This is a genomic window from Rhodanobacter sp. FW510-R10, from assembly GCF_058781105.1.
This window is the reverse complement of sequence record NZ_JBYSWL010000001.1, coordinates 3,113,022-3,129,183: the sequence shown is the minus strand read 5'-3', so window position 1 is coordinate 3,129,183 and position 16,162 is coordinate 3,113,022. Positions and strand designations below refer to the sequence as shown.

Genomic DNA, 16,162 nt, shown 5'->3' with positions numbered 1-16,162 from the left:
CGTGGCTGGGTGAATAAGTAAGCCCGGGCAGCCCAGCATCTTAACAAGGTGCAAGCAAGGCGTTTGGCCGGTAGCGCTTCTAAGCGTGTATTCAGCGTGAATTTGCTGCAATGCTTGCCATACGCAGCCAAGCGCTGCTCCGAAACTCGGAGGTCGTCATGACCAGACTTTGGCTTTCCACCCTGGTGCTCGCAATGATGTCTGCTGGCGCCCTTGCCCAGGACGGGCGCTATGCCACGTCGCCGCCGAGCGAGGAGAACGCCCACTATGGCTGGGCTGACGTGCTGCGTGCCGACCCGGTGCAGGGCATCACCCGCACCGAAGTGCCGCGGCAGGAGTGCTACGACCAGCCGGTGGTACGTCAGGAAGGCGGCAACACCACGGCCGGCACCGTGCTGGGTGCGGTGGTAGGTGGCGTGCTGGGCAACACGATCGGCAAGGGTGACGGGCGCAAGGCGGCAACTGTCCTGGGTGCTGTCGCCGGTGGCGCGGTGGGGAACCGGGCGGCCAATCGTGGCGGCACGTACGAATCCACGCAGACGCAGTGCCGCACCGTCAGCTCGGTCAGCGAGCAGCGCCAGATCATCGGTTACGACGTGGAATACCGCTATCACGGCGACGTCTACGTCTCGCGCCTGAGCTACGATCCTGGTGACCGTCTGCGCGTGCGCGTCAGCGTCACGCCGGCAAACTGAGCCGGCCGGATCGATTCCGTCCGGGGCTATTGACCCGCGTGCGGTGAGCCGACGTGATCGGACTGCCTTTTGCATGTGCGGTGTTGCGTCGCGGCGGGATTGTCGGCATCATGCGCGTATTGCGTGCGGAGCCCCCCATGTCCACAGCCGTCTACACCGCCACCGTGCTGACCAGTGCCCGTGCTGCTTCGGGCATGACGTCGCGCGCGCGCCGACCGGGCAGGCAGCTTGCCGGGTAGGCAGTCGCACGCGTAGTTTGTGTATCGACGAAAACCCGGCCCTCGCGCCGGGTTTTTTGCTTTGGCCGTTTCATTCCTCGAAGCGAACGCCATTCACCTGTTTCAAGCCGAGACCTCCAACTTGCCGTCATTCCCGCGAAATCGGGAATCCAGTGACTTCAGCCTTTACGGTCAGCCACCGCTCCGGAGCACCACCCAATGACCCTCCGCCACTTCATCACCACCCAGGACTACAGCCGCGCCGAGATCGACGCCCTGCTGGCGCAGGCCGCCGAGTTCAAGCGTTCGCCCGGCGGTCGCCAGCTGGCGGGGAAGTCGATCGCCTTGCTGTTCTTCAACCCCTCCATGCGCACGCGGACCAGCTTCGAGTTGGGTGCCTACCAGTTGGGCGGGCACGCGATCGTGTTGTCGCCAGGCAAGGATGCATGGCCCATCGAATTTGAAGTGGGCACGGTGATGGACGGCGACAGCGAGGAGCATGTGGCCGAGGTCGCGCAGGTGCTGTCGCGCTACGTGGACCTGATCGCGGTCCGGGCGTTTCCAAAGTTCCAGGACTGGGCAGTGGATCGCGAGGACCGCGTGATCAAGGCCTTTGCCCGCTACGCCACGGTGCCGGTGATCAACATGGAAACGATCACCCACCCCTGCCAGGAGCTTGCCCACGTGCTTGCCCTGCAGGAGCATCTGGGCGACCTGCGGCACAAGAAATACGTGCTGACCTGGACCTGGCATCCCAAACCGCTGAATACGGCGGTCGCGAACTCCGCCTTGCTCATCGCCACCAAGATGGGGATGGACGTCACCTTGCTGTGCCCGACGCCGGAATACGTGCTGGATCAGCGCTTCATGGCGTACGGCCGTCTGAACGCGGAGCAGAACGGCGGCTCGCTCACGGTCAGCCACGATGTGGAAGCAAGCTATCGCGGTGCCGACGTGGTCTATGCCAAGAGCTGGGGTGCGCTGCCGTTCTTCGGGCGCTGGGACGAGGAGAAGCCTATCCGCGACGCGCATCGGGACTTCACCGTCGACGCGCAGAAGATGGCGCTGACCAACCGCGGCCTGTTCAGCCATTGCCTGCCGTTGCGGCGCAACGTGCAGGCGACCGACGCGGTCATGGAATCGCCCGCGTGCATTGCCATCGACGAAGCGGAGAACCGCCTGCACGTGCAGAAGGCGGTCATGGCTTCGCTGGTTGGCGGCTGAGCCGGCAGCGATGGTCGGCCATGACGGATTCACGCAACGGGAGCGCGCACGATGACGGGTACCACGCATCACTACGGCGTCGAGGTCGACTGGACCGGCAACCTTGGCACCGGCACGCAAAGCTATCGCGGCTACACGCGCAACCATGACATCCGCATTGCCGGCAAGCCGACCCTGGCAGGTTCGTCAGACCGGGCGTTCCGCGGCGACGCGAGCCGGCACAATCCCGAGGATCTGCTGGTGTCGGCCTTGTCGGCCTGCCACATGATGTCCTACCTGCACGTTGCGGCGATGGCGGGCGTGGTCGTGACCGCCTACACGGACGCCGCCGCGGGGGTAATGCTGCAGGAGGGCGAGGGCGGCCACTTCGCCGAAGTGGTGCTGCATCCGCAGGTGACCGTCACCCGCGCCGAGGATGTCGCCAGGGCCGAGGCCCTGCATGCCGACGCGCACCACGCCTGCTTCATCGCGAACTCGGTGAATTTTCCCGTGCGCTGCGAGCCGCGCACCGTGGTCGCCGCCAGCTGAATCAACGCCACTCATCAGGATCCGTCGCCATGTCCAAAGATATCGTCCTCGCCTTTTCCGGCGGCCTCGACACCAGTTTTTGCGTGCCTTACCTGCGCGAACGCGGCTGGGCCGTGCACACCGTGTTTGCCGACACCGGTGGCGTCGGTGCGGAGGAAAAGGCATTCATCGAAGAGCGTGCCGCCGCGCTCGGCGTGGCCAGCCACGTCACGGTCGATGGTGGCCCGTCCTTGTGGAGCGGCTTCGTCAAGCCCTTTGTCTGGGCCGGCGAGGGCTACCAGGGCCAGTATCCGCTGCTCGTCTCCGACCGCTACCTCATTGTCGATGCCGCGCTGGCGCGCGCGGCCGAACTTGGCACGCGGGCGATCGCGCACGGCTGCACCGGCATGGGCAACGACCAGGTGCGCTTCGACCTGGCGGTGAAGGCGCAGGGCAGCTACGACATCGTCGCGCCGATCCGCGAGATCCAGAAGGAACACACCGAGGTGCGCGCCTATGAGCAGCAGTATCTCGAGGCCCGCGGCTTTGGCGTACGCAGCAAACAGCAGGCTTACACGATCAACGAGAACCTGCTTGGCATCACCATGTCTGGCGGCGAGATCGACCGCTGGCAGGCGCCGGGCGCCGGTGCGGTCGGCTGGTGCAAGCCGCGGTCGCAATGGCCGTCCATGCCGTTGCGCGTCAAATTGGGCTTCGAGCGCGGCGAGGCGATGACGCTGGACGGCGAGCGGCTGCCCGGCCATGTGCTGCTGGCGCGGCTCAACGGCTTGTTCGGGCAATACGGCGTCGGTCGTGGGCTGTATACCGGCGATACCACGATCGGGCTCAAGGGCCGCATTGTCTTCGAAGCGCCGGGGCTGGCCGCGCTGCTGGCTGCGCATCGCGCGCTGGAAGAGGCGGTGCTCACCAAGCAGCAGAACCGCTTCAAGCCCCACGTGGCGCGCAAGTGGGTGGAGCTGGTGTACGAGGGCTTCTTCCACGATCCGCTGAAGCGCGATCTCGAGGTCTTCCTCGCCTCGAGCCAGTCGCAGGTCGACGGCGAGGTGACCTTGGAAACCAACGGCGGCAGTGTCGGCGCCATCGCGGTCGAGTCGCCGCACATCCTTGCGTCGCACGGTGCGACGTATGCGCAGGCGGCGGACTGGGGCGTGGCCGAGGCCGAGGGCTTCATCAAGCTGTTCGGCATGAGCAGTTCGCTGTGGGCCGAGGTCAACCGCCAGTGAACCGTCCAGCGGCCAGCAGCGTCGAAACGGGCGATGCGTTGCTGCAGCGGACGCTGGTGCACCTGCGCGCCTTGGTCGGCTTTGACACGCGCAATCCGCCGCGGGCGATCGACACCGACGGCATCTTCGGCTACCTGCGCGGCCAGCTTCCCGGTTTTACGCTGCGCGTGACCGATCACGGCGGTGGCTCGGTGGCCCTGCACGCGGTGCGTGGCAAGCCGCGCCTGCTGTTCAACGTGCACGTGGACACGGTGCCCGATTCGCCGGCGTGGACGGCCGATCCGCATGCGCTGCGCCTTGCCGGCGATCGCGCGATTGGCCTCGGCGCGTGTGATATCAAGGGCGCCGCCGCGGCCTTGCTGGCGGTGGCCCAGGCCACGGATGGCGACATGGCTTTGCTGTTTTCCAGTGACGAGGAAGGCAGCGACCCGTGCTGCGTCGCGAACTTCCTGCGCGAGGAGCACCCCTACCGGGCGGTGATCGTCGCCGAGCCGACGCAGGCGCGCGCGGTGTTGGCGCATCGCGGCATCCTCTCCGTGCGCCTGGGCTTCGCTGGCCGCGCCGGGCATGCTTCCGGTGCACAGGGCGCAACCGACAGCGCGCTGCATCAGGTAGTGCGCTGGGGCGGTGCGGCGCTGGATTTCGTTGCCGCGCACGCGCAGGACCGCTTTGGCGAACTCGAAGGCCTGCGTTTCAACATCGGCGTCATCCAGGGTGGGATCAAGGCGAACATGATTGCTCCCAGCGCCGAAGTGCGCTTCGGCTGCCGGCCCTTGCCCAATCTCGATCCGGACCAGCTGCTGGAAACATTCCGCACGCTGGTGCAGCCGCCGCCGCGCGAATTCGTCGCCACGTTCCGCGGCCCGGCTCTGCCGGCCGGCGCCGCGACGCAAGCGGAAGAAGACCGCCAGCGTGCCCGGCGACTGGCCGATGAGCTGGCGCTGCCGGTCGGGCCGGCAGTGGACTTCTGGACCGAGGCGGCATTGTTTTCCGCCGCCGGCTACGTCGCCCTCGTCTACGGCCCCGGCAACATCGCGCAGGCCCACAGCGCGGACGAATGGGTGGCGCTGGAAGAACTGCAGCGCTACGCGTCAACCCTTCAGCGGATCGTGCACCATGAACAGGCTTGAGCAGGATATGGGACAGGCGAGCGGGTTGCTTCTCGACGGCAACGCGGCACTGGCCGTCACCGCGGGATTGCCGCGGGAGACGCAGCGCGCGGCGATCGGCAGTCCCAGCACGCGCCAGACCATCGTGCGCCTGCTGTCGGCGATGGGCAGCGCCAAGGAGATCGACCAGTACCTGAAGCGCTTCTCGCAGCTCGATGCCAAGCGCTTCGCCCTGGTCAAGGTCGGCGGCGCGGTACTGCGTGACGACCTGCCGGCGCTGGTTTCGTCCTTGACCTTCCTGCAGCAGGTCGGGCTGACGCCGATCGTGCTGCACGGTGCCGGTCCGCAACTGGACGAGGAGCTCGCCGCCGCCGGCATCGAGAAACACACCGTCGATGGCTTGCGGGTCACCTCGGCGCCCGCGTTGGCGATTGTCCGCCGCGTGTTCCAGAAGCAGAACCTGCGCCTGGTCGAGGCCTTGCAGGGCACCGGCACGCGCGCCACCTCAGTGCCTTCGGGGGTGTTCACCGCCAGCCAGCTCGATCCGGCCACCTATGGCCTGGTCGGCAAGGTTGCCGCGATCAACCTGGCGGCCATCGAGACCAGCCTGCGCGCGGGTTCGATCCCGGTGATCGCCAGCCTCGGCGAGACCGAATCCGGGCAGATCCTCAACATCAACGCGGATTTCGCCGCCAACGAGCTGGTGCGCGCGCTGCAGCCCTACAAGATTGTCTTCCTCACCGGTACCGGCGGACTGCTGGATGGCAACGGCAAGGTGATCGATTCAATCAATCTCAGCACGGAGTACGCCGCGCTGCTGGCCCAGCCGTGGCTTGCCGGTGGCATGCGCCTGAAGATCGAGCAGATCGCGCAGCTGCTGGCGGACCTGCCGTTGTCCTCGTCGGTGTCGATCACCCGGCCATCCGAGCTCGCCAAAGAGCTCTTCACGCACAAAGGTTCGGGCACCCTGGTGCGGCGTGGCGAGCGCGTGCTGCGCTTTGATTCCTGGGACGGCGTGGACCAGCCGCGCCTGCGTGCCTTGATCGAGTCGAGCTTTGGCCGCCGGCTCGTCGCCGACTACTTCACGCGCACGCGGCCGTGCTGCGTGTACGTGAGCGAGAACTACCGTGCGGCCATGGTGCTCACCGACGAGGGTGGCCTCACCTATCTCGACAAGTTCGCGGTGCTGGACGACGCCCAGGGCGAAGGGCTTGGTCGCGCCGTGTGGCAGGTCATGCGTGCGGAGCATCCGCGCTTGTTCTGGCGCTCCAGCCACGGCAACCGTATCAACCATTTCTACTATGCCGAGTCCGACGGCTGCTTCAAGCAGGCGCGCTGGAAGGTCTTCTGGTACGGCATGGATGATTTTGCCGACATCGAGCGTTGCGTCGCGCATTGCGCGCAGCGTGCGCCAACCCTGCAGGAGCCAAGCCGATGAACGCGCCGACGCCGGACACGCAGCAGCTTGCCGTGGGCATCGTCGGCGCGCGCGGTTACGCCGGCGCCGAACTGATCCGCCTGGTGGCCGGCCATCACCGCCTGAAGTTGCAGTACGTGGCGTCGCGTGCCCTGGCCGGGCAGCGCGTCGATGCCCACCTCCCGGATTTCCACGGCGACCTGTGCTACAGCGCGCCCGAGCCTGCCGAGCTGCCGGCGCTTGGTGCCGATATCGTGGTGCTGGCCTTGCCCAACGGCCAGGCCGCGACCTGCGTCGCCGCGTTCGATGCCGCTGGCGCCGATCCCATCATCGTGGACTTGTCCGCCGATTACCGTTTCGATGCACGCTGGTATTACGGCTTGCCAGAGCTGACGCGCAAGCGCTGGCACGGCGAGCGGCGCATCAGCAATCCCGGCTGCTACGCGACGGCCATGCAGCTTGCGGTCGCGCCGCTCAAGGATCTGCTGGCGGCGCCGCCCGTCTGCTTCGGCGTCTCCGGCTATTCCGGCGCCGGGACCACGCCCTCGGACAAAAACGATCCGGCCAAGCTGCACGACAACGTCATTCCGTATGCGCTGGTGGGCCATGGTCATGAGCGCGAGGCGGCCTTCCAACTGGGCTTGCCGGTGGAGTTCATGCCGCACGTCGCGCCCCACTTCCGCGGCCTGATGGTGACGGCGAACCTCTACCTGTCGCAGCCGCTGACGCGCGCCGAGGTCATGCGGCGTTTTACCGATGCCTATGCCGGCGAGCCGCTGGTCAAAGTCCTCGACGAGACGCCATGGGTGAGCCGCGTTGCCGGCCGGCAATACGCCGAGATCGGCGGCTTTGCGGTGGCCCCGGATGGGCGGCGCGTGGTCGTGGTGGCGACGCTGGACAACCTGCTCAAGGGCGCCGCGACACAGGCGATGCAGAACATCAACCTGGCATTGGGTCTGGATGAAGATACGGCGATCCCGCTCGATATCCCGGCAGCGGCTCCGTAACGGCCCGCAAGTCGGCTCCAGCACCTACCTACAACTGCGCAATGGGACCACCATGACCCAACCCCTGTGGCAAAAGGCCGATACCCGGATCGACGAGCGCATCATGCAATTCCTGGCCGGCAACGATGTGCTGCTCGACCGCGAGTTTTTCGCCTACGACATTGTCGCCAGCAAGGCGCACGTGGAGGGCTTGGCCCGCATCGGCGTGATCAGTGGCGCCGAACGCGACGCGCTCGTGCGTGAGCTCGATGCCTTGGCCACCGATTTCCAGGCTGGCACCTTCGTGCTCGACGAGCGCTACGAGGACGGCCATTCGGCGATCGAGGCACGCCTGACCGAGCGCCTTGGCGACGCCGGCCGCCGCGTCCACACCGGGCGTAGTCGCAACGACCAGATCCTGGTGGCCACGCGCCTGTGGCTGAGGGAGCGATTGGCGACGTTGCAGCAGCATTGCCGTGCGATCGCGGCAGTGTGCCTCGAGCGGGCGGCACAGCCCGCGCAGCCCTTGCCAGGCTACACGCACCTGCAGCGGGCCGTGGTGTCGTCCACCTCGATGTGGTTCGCGGGCTTTGCCGAGGGTTTCGTCGACGATGCCGTACGCGCCCGGCACACCGCGGCGTGGATCGACGCCAACCCGCTGGGCACGGCGGCCGGCTACGGTGTCAATCTTCCGCTCGACCGCGACTACACCACGCAAGCGCTGGGTTTTGCGCGCATGCAGATCAGTCCAGTGTACGCGCAGCTATCGCGCGGCAAGTTCGAGATGGCCGCGCTCGAGGCGCTCGCCAGCGCGCTCCTCGACCTGCGCCGCCTGGCCTGGGATTTGTCGCTCTTCACTACGGCCGAGTTCGGCTTCGTGCATCTGCCGCCTGAATACACCACCGGCAGCTCGATCATGCCGAACAAGCGCAACCCGGACGTGGTGGAAATGCTGCGTGCCAGCTATGCCACCGTGGCGGCGGCGCGTTGCGAGATCGAGCAGCTGTTGTCGCTGCCGTCCGGCTACCAGCGGGATCTGCAGTTGTCCAAGGGTTCGCTGTTCCACGGCGTCACGCACGGGCTGGCGGCGCTGGCGCTCGTCCCGGACCTGTTGAGGCGGCTGCAGTGGAACGAGGCGCGCATGCGTTCGGCGATCGAGCCGGCCATGTATGCGACCGACGTCGCGATCGAGCAGGCCGCCGCCGGCGTGCCGTTCCGCGAGGCCTACCGCGCCGCGGCCGCGGCGATCGCCACCGCCGGCGCGGGGCGCACTCCCGAGGCCAGCCTGGCTGCACGCAACTCGCCCGGCGCCAGCGGTGATTCGCGCCTGGAGCTGCTGCGCGGTCGCCTGCGCGAACTCGACGGCTGAGTGGGCGGCCCGGACGCCCACACCTCGCCGCGGCAGCGCGGCGGATCCGACGAGCGCCCTCCCGCCCACGGCTTGGTGCCGTGGCTTGCCGATCGCAAGCTGGCGAAGGAAGGTTATTCCGTATCAGCCTCGCAGGTGGCCGTGCTTGCCGAGGTCGCTGGGCGCCTCGTCCAGCATGCCGCGGGCGAAGTCGAACGCGCGGGTGACCACGTTGCCGGCTGTTTCCCAATAGCTGGCGTCCTGCACGCGGATGCGCAGCACCATGAGGTTGGCGTCGTCCTTGCCGTCGGGGAAGAAAATTCTCTGCCCCGGCGACCAGAGTTCCGCAATGGTGTCCTCGTCGCGATCCATGCGTGCGCGACCGCGCACTGAAACGTAGCGCTGCTCGCATGGCGCGGCGTAGGCGAGGTTCACGGTGGCGTCGGTGGTCAGCTCGTCGACCTTGTGGCTCTTGATGGAGGTGAAGAAGAGCAGTTCCCCATGGTCGTCGAGCTTGAGCGTCTGCAGCGGGCGACTGACCAATGAGCCGTCCGCAGCGTGGGTAGTCAGCATGCCCACCTGGATAGGCGCGATGAGTTCACCCAACTGGTACAGATCGGTGTTGGCCGGCGCTTGGTTCTTCATGCTTGTCCTCGGAGCGGAAAACGCGAGTTTCGTGGGAGACAGATCAAGGCTGGATGAAGGGCGCACCGTCAGCGGCTCCATGCCCGCACCGCCTGGGTAAAGGCCAGGCAGTCGGCGTAGCGGTTGTACAGCGGCGCGGGCGCGACGCGGATCACGTCTGGCTCACGCCAGTCGAGGGCGAAGCCGTTCGCCAAGAGGCGCTCGAACAAGGCGCGGCCGGGTTCGCGCCCGGCCGAGACGCGGATGGAGAGCTGCGCGCCGCGCCGCGCGGGCGCGGCCGGGGTCAGCACTTCGAGCGTCCCTGCGAGTTGGGTTTGCACCAGCCATTCCAGGTAACCGGTGAGCCGGCGTGATTTGGCGCAGAGCGCAGGCATGCCGGCGCGCCGGAAGAGCGCCAGCGAGGCGCGCAGCGGGGCCAGCGACAGGATGGGCGGGTTGGATAATTGCCAACCCTCGGCTCCGGGCATGGGACTGAAGGTGTCGGGCATGAGGAAGCGCGTGGCCTGGTCGTGGCCCCACCAGCCGGCCAGCCGCGGCAAGTCGGTGGCGTGCGCGTGCCGCTCATGGACGAAGGCACCCGCCACGGCGCCGGGGCCGGCGTTCAGGTACTTGTAGCTGCACCAGACCGCAAAATCCGCGCCGCTCCCATGCAGGTCCAGGGCCACGTTGCCGACGGCGTGCGCCAGGTCGAAGCCGACCGCGCAGCCATGGCGGTGTGCCAGTGCGGTGATGGCCGCCAGGTCGAACGCCTGGCCGGTGCGGTATTGCACGCCAGGCAGCAGTACGAGGGCCGTGCGCGCGCCGTGCTGCGCCAGCGTGCGTTCGATCGCTGCCATGCTCAGCGTGCCGTGCGTCTCGTCGCCTTCGATGGCGATCAAGGCGCTGGCCGGATCGTATCCGTGCCAGCGAATTTGCGATTCAACGGCATAACGATCGGTGGGGAAGGCGCCAGCCTCGATCACGATTGCCGGGCGCTCGGTCGTGGGCCGGTAAAAACTGGCCAATAGCAGGTGCAGGTTGACGCCCAGCGTGTTCATGGCCACCACCTCGCCGGGCTGGGCGCCGACGATCGTGGCGAGCTCGTCGCGCACCGAGGCGTGGTAGCCCAGCCACGCCGGGTCGCCCTTGAAGTGGCCCTCGACACCCAGCTCGGCCCAACGCGTGAGCTCGGCCTCGACCGTCGCACGCGCCGCGCGTGGCTGCAGGCCCAGCGAATTGCCGCACAGATACACGCAGTCGCGGTTGCCGCGTACCGGTATCAGGAACTCGGCACGCAGCGGCCCCAGTGGATCGGCAGCGTCCTGGGCAGCGGCCCAGGCGGAAGTGGCTTCGAAAGCTGCGGGCATGGGTGGTCTCCGTTTGGCCTCGGTGGGTTGTCCCTCGCGTTGCACGCGGCAGTGGGCGGCAGCGCATACACGCGCCAGCGTGCGGCGCCTGGGGCGTCACGCTGGCGGTGGCTTCACGCTCCGAATGGTTTGAGCTGTGCGGCCAGCGCGCTGCAGTCCCGGTCGAAGCTGGCAGTCCACTTGCTGCCGGCCTCGCTCTGTGCGGGGCGTACGCAGCGCAACTGGATCGCGTGGCCCGGCTTGAACCAATAGTGCTCGACATAGCTGAATTCGGTGCCGTTCTCGTTTGCGCTGTAGGCGGCTTCGTTTGGCGCCCGCGTGCTGTCGGGGGCCCGGTAGCCCGGCAGCAGCTTGGCCTTGGCCTCCGCCGCTGCCCGGTACTCGTTGAAGCTGGCGACGTTGGGCGCCTGGGTGACGGTGACCGTGACCCGGGCGAGGTTGTTCTTGCCGGTAGGCGAGGGATCAGGCACCTGGAAGACCCGGGCTTCGGGGTCGCCCTCGGTCTGCATGATGTCCTGCCAGTGGTCGGGAGTGTGGAAGCGGATGGCGCCACCGGCCATGCTCACCTCGGCAGCGAGGACAGGGCCGATGCCCGCCAGCGCGAGGAGGATTGCCGCGGCGATCGCGGCGAGACGATGGGACAAGCTCATGACGGTTCCGTGGGTAGTCGAGGCCTGACGATAGCAGCGTTTGCCTGCCGCATTCACGCTGGCGCCGCGGTGACAGGTGCAGCCGCCGTCAATTCCTGCTGATGGCGATTGACGACGTGGATCAGCGTGTCCACGTTGTCGACGAGACGGTCGCTGATGCGCAGCCAGGCCTCGCAGGCGGCGGCATCCGTGCAGGCTTGCGGCAGGAGTCGGCCCAGTTCGCGTTGCCGCGCCCGCAGTTCGGGTGGTGCATCAATGCCGTGCTGCTCACGCACCGCGGCGGCGACCTGTTGCACGGTGTCGGCCAAGGTGTCCACGAACTGGCAGGTGCCAGCCTCGTCCGGCAGCGTGGCGAAGTCGCTGAACACCGCTTCCAGCGTCATGGCGCTGCGGGCCAGGCGGTTGCCGTTGGCAAACAGGGCCTCGGCGAGTGGCAGCACTCCCGGTGCAGTGACCGGTTCGCCGCGCATGCGCTCGATCGAAGCCTGGGCATTGCTGCGCGCGGTGCGCGCGGCCGTGCGCGCTTCGCGGCGGGTGCCGGCGGGCTCGTCGGGCCGGGCCAGGGCGCGCAGATAGCCGGCATAGGCTTCCAGCATCTCGGCCTGGCGACCGCGCGTGCGGGTGCGCTCCCAGGTTGGCCAGACGGCGTAGGCCAGCAAGGCCAGGGCACAGCCCAGGGTCGTGTTGAGCGTGCGGTCGAGGACGGCGTCGCCGGGCGGCACGCCCTCGAAGGACAGCAGGATCACCACCGTGCCGGTCAGGGCCGCCACCGCGATGCCGTAGTGCGCGCCGGCAAGCAGTCGGAAGGCGAGGCACAGCGAGGCCAGCAACAGCAGGTGCGCCCACTGGTCGTGCGGCACTAGGTGCAGCAGCGCGGAGGTCAGCACCAGGCCGAGGAGGGTGCCGAGCACGCGCAGCAGGCCAAATTTGAACGTGGCGGCAAAGTCGGCGCGCAGCACGATGGCGACCGTCATGGGCAGCCAGTAGCCGTGCGGCAGTTGCCACAGCCGCGCGGCGCCCAGGGCCAGCACCAGGCAGGCTGCGGTGCGCACGGCGTGGCGGAAGGCGACCGAGCGCGGGGTCAGGTTGGCCCGCAAGGTGGGCCAGCCGGCGTTGCCGCGCAAAGCCTCGGGCAGCAGGATTTCGGCCGAGCGGGCGCGCACTTCGCCGCGCCCGCCGGCCCAGTTGGCGTTGCGCACCGCCGCGCCCAGTTCGCCGGCGAGGGCGTGCATGCGCACCGCAGTGGCGGCGTCCAGGCCGGCGCGTTCGAACAGCGCCTGTTCCTGGGCTTGCAGCGCGGCCAGTGCCCGCGTGGCCGGTTCCGGTGCGACACCCTGCTTGAGCGCCTCGGCAACGGCGTCGAGCACCCGCGCGGCCTGTTCGCGCCACGGGGCGGCGATGGCGGTCAGCTCGCCATCGTTGGCCTGTGCAGTCAATTCCAGGCGGATGCGCTCGGCCAGCTCGAGCAGCACGGTGAACGCCTCCATGGCCCGACCGCGGGCGCGATGGCGGCCGAGCAGGGTGTGCTGCAGGGTGGTGATGGAATCGCTGAGCGCCGGCACGTCGTCATCCTGGGCCGTCGTTTGCCGGGCCAGTTGAGCCAGCTCGGCAAACACCGCGGCCAGGGCCTGGCGCTCGGGTCCATAGCGCTGCAAAGGCCATGCTGCAAGCGAGAAGGCGGTAAGCAGCAGGCCACCGCAGGCAATCAAGGCGGCGCCACCGAGCGCCTGGGTGGGGTCGGTCGGCATGGCGGCGGTCACCACCAAAAGGATGATGCTGGTCATGCCGACGCGGGCCGTGTTGGTGCCGAAGACCACCAACAGGCCACCGAAGAACCCAAATGCCGCCACCGCCAGCAGCATCGGCAACCACATGTCGCCGATGAGGAAGCCGAGCAGGGCGGCGAGGCCGGCCGCGGCCGTGGACAGCAACGAATTGCGCAGGCGCTGCCGATACGGCCCCGGTTGGTCCGAGAACATCGTGTTCAAGGCGCCGGCGGCAACGCCCAGCCCGGCTTGCAGGTGTCCGCTGGCCAGCCCCGCCGCAAGCGGCAGCACCACCGCCAGCGTATTGCGCAGCCCCACCGGCAGCGGCACATCGGGCCGCTTGATGCGCAGCACGGTATCGACGGCTTGGGCGCGCAGGGAATAGGCGCTGGCAGACATGGGCGATCCAGGTGCGCGTAGCGGCAGCGAAGGGTCCGGGCATTGTGCCTGCAGGGGCCCTTGCGTGGGCGGACCCCCCTTGTTGGATGCCCTACTGGGTGGGGCCGGTGTCCGGGCTGTCCGCGGTCTTCACGTTGCGCTTGTGCAACTCCAGCAGCAGCGGGGTCAGCTCGGTGATGCGGGCCTGGATGCGGGCGCGGGCGTAATAGTCCAGGTCGTCGCGCTTGAGCATGCGCTTGAGCTGCTCCATGGCGTCGTAGGGGCGCCCGGAGTAATAACTGGCGTCAGCAAAGGCCTCGCCAGCGCGAATGCTGTCGCCGGCCTTTTCACTGGCGCGGGCGTAGGCATTGTAGATTTCCGGCTCGGTGGCATCGTCCAGCAGCGGGCGCAGCAGACCGGCCGCCAGGGCGCCCTGGGCCTTGTCGCCGGCCATGGTGAGCGCGTTGGCATAGGCCAACGCCACCGCGCGGTTGCGTGGCGAGCGGGCGTTGAGCTTGTTGTAGATGGCCAGGGCTGCAGCGCGCTGGCCGGCCTGCAGGCGGGCCTCGGCCATGGCCAGATCCAGGACCAGGTTATCCGGATGCGCCTGCAGCAGTGGTTGCAGTTGCCCGATCGCCTGTGCCGCGCGGCCGCTGCGGATGAGCGCCAGCGCATAGCCGTAGTGGTTCGCGGGCGTATTGAAGGCGGTGCGATCCGCCAGGTTTGAACTGTAGTAGGTGGCCAGCGTGACTGGATTGCCAGCCAGCACGCGCACGCGCTCGCGCATCAAGACGTACGTGCCGGGGTCGCCCGTCACGTGCGCTGGCAGCAGCGTGGTCGCGTCTTTGACGTAGGCGATGGGCGCGGTGTTTTCCTGCCACTCGCGCTTGTTGCCGATCGTCGAGTCGGGACGTAGCTTTTGCTCGGCAATCAGGGCGCCGGCGCGCGCCTTGGCGTCGCTGATGCGCATCGTGGTCACCGGGTGGGTCTGCAGCATGGAGGGGACTTCGTTCTCGCCGGCATTGGCGCTGGTCACGTCGGCCATGTGCTGGAAGAAGTCGGCCATCGCGTTCGGGTCGAAGCCCGCATTGGCCAGGGTCTGGATGCCGACGCGGTCGGCTTCGATCTCGTCCTTGCGGGTGAAGTTGATCGACCTTTGAGCAATCAGCCCCTGGCCGCCCGCCAGCACGGCCATGGGCGCATCACCGCTGTTGTTGCTGGCACCGGCCAGGACCGCGCCCAGCAGCACCAGCGCCATCAGCGGCGCGTCCTTCTTCGAGGCCTCGAAGGCGCGCTGCAGGTGGTTCTGGGTGATGTGGCCGATTTCGTGCGCGATGACCCCCGCCAGCTCGCTCTCGTTGCGCGTGATGACCATCAGGCCGGAGTTGACGGCGATGTAGCCGCCAGGCGCGGCAAACGCGTTGATTTCCGGATCCTTGACCACGAAGAACGCGAAGTGGTCCTTTGGCTTGGCGCTGTTCGCGGCCAGCCGGTAGCCGAGGTCGCTGATGTAGTCATCCAGCAACGGGTCGTCGACCACCATGTTCAGCGCGCGCATCTGCCGCAGCATGGAGGCGCCGTAGTCCTGTGCTTCCTGCGGCGAGATCAAGGCGTTCGCGGAGCTGCCCAGGTCCGGCAACCGTGCGTCCTGTTGGGCGCCGGCCACGAAGCTCAGCGCGGCGCAGATGAGCGCCGTCGGCAGCCGCAGCCCGACGCGTCGTAGAGGCTTGTGCATATGCTGTGAAACCATACCATCTTGACCCCCTGTACTGGTTTCGGTTCCACTTCGTGGCGTCTTGAGTGTGGCCCTGCGCGGCCCCATCTGTGGGACAACAAGCGAGGCAGGTGCGTGCACGTCATGTCCAAGATCGAGATCTACTCCACGGCAAGTTGCCCCTACTGCGTGGCCGCCAAGAACCTGCTGAAGGCCAAGGGCCTGGCCTGGGACGAGGTGCGGGTGGACACCGACATGGCGCAGCGCCAAACCATGCTGGCGCGCAGCGGCGGGCAGCGGACCGTGCCGCAGATCTTCATCAACGACACGCATGTCGGCGGTTATGAGGAGCTGGTCGCCGCCGACCGCAGCGGCCGCCTGGCCGAACTGCTGGCGGAGCCGACGGCGTGAGCGACCGGGTGGCGGAGTTCACCGCGTTTCGCCAGCGCATGAACGAGCGCATCCTGGCCGAGGACAACCAACTGGTACGGCGCTTCTTCGCCCTGGACACGCAGGCCTACAAGCCTGGCGCCCTGGACGAGAAGACCAAGGAAATGCTGGGCCTGGTGGCCTCCCTGGTGCTGCGCTGCGACGATTGCATCAGCTACCACGTGGCGCAGTGCCGCCAGGTCGGCGTCAGCCGCGAGGAATTGTTCGAGGTCTTCGGCATCGGCCTGGTGGTGGGCGGCTCGATCGTCATTCCGCACCTGCGCCGCGCCGTGGATTTCCTCGAGCAGCTCGAGTCCGGCGCGCCCACGGCGCCCGAGTGCGCCGATCACGTCTGATCGCCCATTCCCACGGGTTGGGCCGCCCTGAGCGGAGATCGGCCAGTTTTCCTCACGGCCGACACGGGATGCCGGCTGCAAGACCAGGCATGCATCGGCGATAATGGGCGGCTTTGGCGCACTGAATTTC

At 67.8% G+C, this 16,162-nt stretch carries 15 protein-coding genes; 10 read left to right on the top strand and 5 right to left on the bottom strand.

The annotated features are described in order from the left end of the window. Window positions 1-158 precede the first annotated feature (158 nt). From AC3WJB_RS13595 to argH, 8 genes are all read left to right on the top strand, one after another. On the top strand, window positions 159-695 hold the full coding sequence (locus tag AC3WJB_RS13595; RefSeq protein ID WP_492682410.1) for a glycine zipper 2TM domain-containing protein: 537 nt from the start codon (window positions 159-161) through the stop codon (window positions 693-695). 437 nt (window positions 696-1,132) lie between these two features. Further along, window positions 1,133-2,137 (top strand): N-acetylornithine carbamoyltransferase, encoded by a 1,005-nt coding sequence (locus AC3WJB_RS13590; RefSeq protein WP_492682408.1) that lies wholly within the window; start codon window positions 1,133-1,135, stop codon window positions 2,135-2,137. Window positions 2,138-2,188: 51 nt separating this feature from the next. Next, window positions 2,189-2,665, top strand: coding sequence for an OsmC family protein (locus AC3WJB_RS13585; protein WP_492682406.1), 477 nt, complete (start codon window positions 2,189-2,191; stop codon window positions 2,663-2,665). Window positions 2,666-2,694: 29 nt separating this feature from the next. Then, window positions 2,695-3,888 carry an argininosuccinate synthase gene (locus tag AC3WJB_RS13580; protein WP_492682404.1) on the top strand — a complete coding sequence of 398 codons (1,194 nt, stop codon included), beginning with the start codon at window positions 2,695-2,697 and terminating at the stop codon, window positions 3,886-3,888. Further along, window positions 3,885-5,018 (top strand): acetylornithine deacetylase, encoded by a 1,134-nt coding sequence (locus tag AC3WJB_RS13575; RefSeq protein ID WP_492682402.1) that lies wholly within the window; start codon window positions 3,885-3,887, stop codon window positions 5,016-5,018. The genes AC3WJB_RS13580 and AC3WJB_RS13575 overlap by 4 nt, the downstream gene beginning before the upstream one ends. A 142-nt stretch (window positions 5,019-5,160) precedes the next feature. Next, on the top strand, window positions 5,161-6,435 hold the full coding sequence (locus tag AC3WJB_RS13570) for an acetylglutamate kinase (protein WP_492683207.1): 1,275 nt from the start codon (window positions 5,161-5,163) through the stop codon (window positions 6,433-6,435). After that, the gene (gene argC / locus AC3WJB_RS13565) at window positions 6,432-7,421 is read left to right on the top strand and encodes an N-acetyl-gamma-glutamyl-phosphate reductase (protein ID WP_492682400.1); all 990 of its coding nucleotides are present in this window, start codon (window positions 6,432-6,434) and stop codon (window positions 7,419-7,421) included. The genes AC3WJB_RS13570 and argC overlap by 4 nt, the downstream gene beginning before the upstream one ends. Window positions 7,422-7,473: 52 nt before the next feature. Beyond that, window positions 7,474-8,769 carry an argininosuccinate lyase gene (gene argH, locus AC3WJB_RS13560; RefSeq protein WP_492682398.1) on the top strand — a complete coding sequence of 432 codons (1,296 nt, stop codon included), beginning with the start codon at window positions 7,474-7,476 and terminating at the stop codon, window positions 8,767-8,769. Between the two features lie 123 nt (window positions 8,770-8,892). Here the strand turns inward: argH and AC3WJB_RS13555 are convergent, their stop codons facing one another. From AC3WJB_RS13555 to AC3WJB_RS13535, 5 genes are all read right to left on the bottom strand, one after another. Then, window positions 8,893-9,393, bottom strand: coding sequence for a pyridoxamine 5'-phosphate oxidase family protein (locus tag AC3WJB_RS13555; protein WP_492682396.1), 501 nt, complete (start codon window positions 9,391-9,393; stop codon window positions 8,893-8,895). A gap of 68 nt (window positions 9,394-9,461) precedes the next feature. Continuing rightward, window positions 9,462-10,739 carry a kynureninase gene (kynU, locus tag AC3WJB_RS13550; RefSeq protein WP_492682394.1) on the bottom strand — a complete coding sequence of 426 codons (1,278 nt, stop codon included), beginning with the start codon at window positions 10,737-10,739 and terminating at the stop codon, window positions 9,462-9,464. A gap of 113 nt (window positions 10,740-10,852) precedes the next feature. After that, window positions 10,853-11,389, bottom strand: coding sequence for a hypothetical protein (locus AC3WJB_RS13545; RefSeq protein ID WP_492682392.1), 537 nt, complete (start codon window positions 11,387-11,389; stop codon window positions 10,853-10,855). A 53-nt stretch (window positions 11,390-11,442) separates the two neighbouring features. Beyond that, entirely contained in the window at window positions 11,443-13,554 is a 2,112-nt protein-coding gene (locus AC3WJB_RS13540) for an FUSC family protein (protein ID WP_492682390.1), read from the bottom strand. A gap of 91 nt (window positions 13,555-13,645) precedes the next feature. After that, complete coding sequence (locus AC3WJB_RS13535) at window positions 13,646-15,268, bottom strand: M48 family metalloprotease (protein WP_492682388.1); 1,623 nt, start codon at window positions 15,266-15,268, stop codon at window positions 13,646-13,648. 123 nt (window positions 15,269-15,391) lie between these two features. On the opposite strand from AC3WJB_RS13535, the gene grxC reads away from it, so the two are divergent. Both grxC and AC3WJB_RS13525 read left to right on the top strand, forming a co-directional pair. After that, on the top strand, window positions 15,392-15,658 hold the full coding sequence (grxC, locus tag AC3WJB_RS13530; protein ID WP_492682386.1) for a glutaredoxin 3: 267 nt from the start codon (window positions 15,392-15,394) through the stop codon (window positions 15,656-15,658). 38 nt (window positions 15,659-15,696) lie between these two features. Next, entirely contained in the window at window positions 15,697-16,032 is a 336-nt protein-coding gene (locus AC3WJB_RS13525) for a carboxymuconolactone decarboxylase family protein (protein ID WP_492683204.1), read from the top strand. Window positions 16,033-16,162: the final 130 nt, after the last annotated feature.

Coding starts and splice junctions, on each gene's coding strand:
- AC3WJB_RS13570 (WP_492683207.1), top strand. CDS start 5,161: ATGGGCAGCGCCAAGGAGATCGACCAGTACCTGAAGCGCTTCTCGCAG.
- AC3WJB_RS13535 (WP_492682388.1), bottom strand. CDS start 15,268: ATGCACAAGCCTCTACGACGCGTCGGGCTGCGGCTGCCGACGGCGCTC.
- AC3WJB_RS13580 (WP_492682404.1), top strand. CDS start 2,695: ATGTCCAAAGATATCGTCCTCGCCTTTTCCGGCGGCCTCGACACCAGT.
- AC3WJB_RS13555 (WP_492682396.1), bottom strand. CDS start 9,393: ATGAAGAACCAAGCGCCGGCCAACACCGATCTGTACCAGTTGGGTGAA.
- AC3WJB_RS13540 (WP_492682390.1), bottom strand. CDS start 13,554: ATGTCTGCCAGCGCCTATTCCCTGCGCGCCCAAGCCGTCGATACCGTG.
- AC3WJB_RS13525 (WP_492683204.1), top strand. CDS start 15,697: ATGAACGAGCGCATCCTGGCCGAGGACAACCAACTGGTACGGCGCTTC.
- argC (WP_492682400.1), top strand. CDS start 6,432: ATGAACGCGCCGACGCCGGACACGCAGCAGCTTGCCGTGGGCATCGTC.
- grxC (WP_492682386.1), top strand. CDS start 15,392: ATGTCCAAGATCGAGATCTACTCCACGGCAAGTTGCCCCTACTGCGTG.
- AC3WJB_RS13545 (WP_492682392.1), bottom strand. CDS start 11,389: ATGAGCTTGTCCCATCGTCTCGCCGCGATCGCCGCGGCAATCCTCCTC.
- AC3WJB_RS13585 (WP_492682406.1), top strand. CDS start 2,189: ATGACGGGTACCACGCATCACTACGGCGTCGAGGTCGACTGGACCGGC.
- AC3WJB_RS13590 (WP_492682408.1), top strand. CDS start 1,133: ATGACCCTCCGCCACTTCATCACCACCCAGGACTACAGCCGCGCCGAG.
- AC3WJB_RS13595 (WP_492682410.1), top strand. CDS start 159: ATGACCAGACTTTGGCTTTCCACCCTGGTGCTCGCAATGATGTCTGCT.
- argH (WP_492682398.1), top strand. CDS start 7,474: ATGACCCAACCCCTGTGGCAAAAGGCCGATACCCGGATCGACGAGCGC.
- kynU (WP_492682394.1), bottom strand. CDS start 10,739: ATGCCCGCAGCTTTCGAAGCCACTTCCGCCTGGGCCGCTGCCCAGGAC.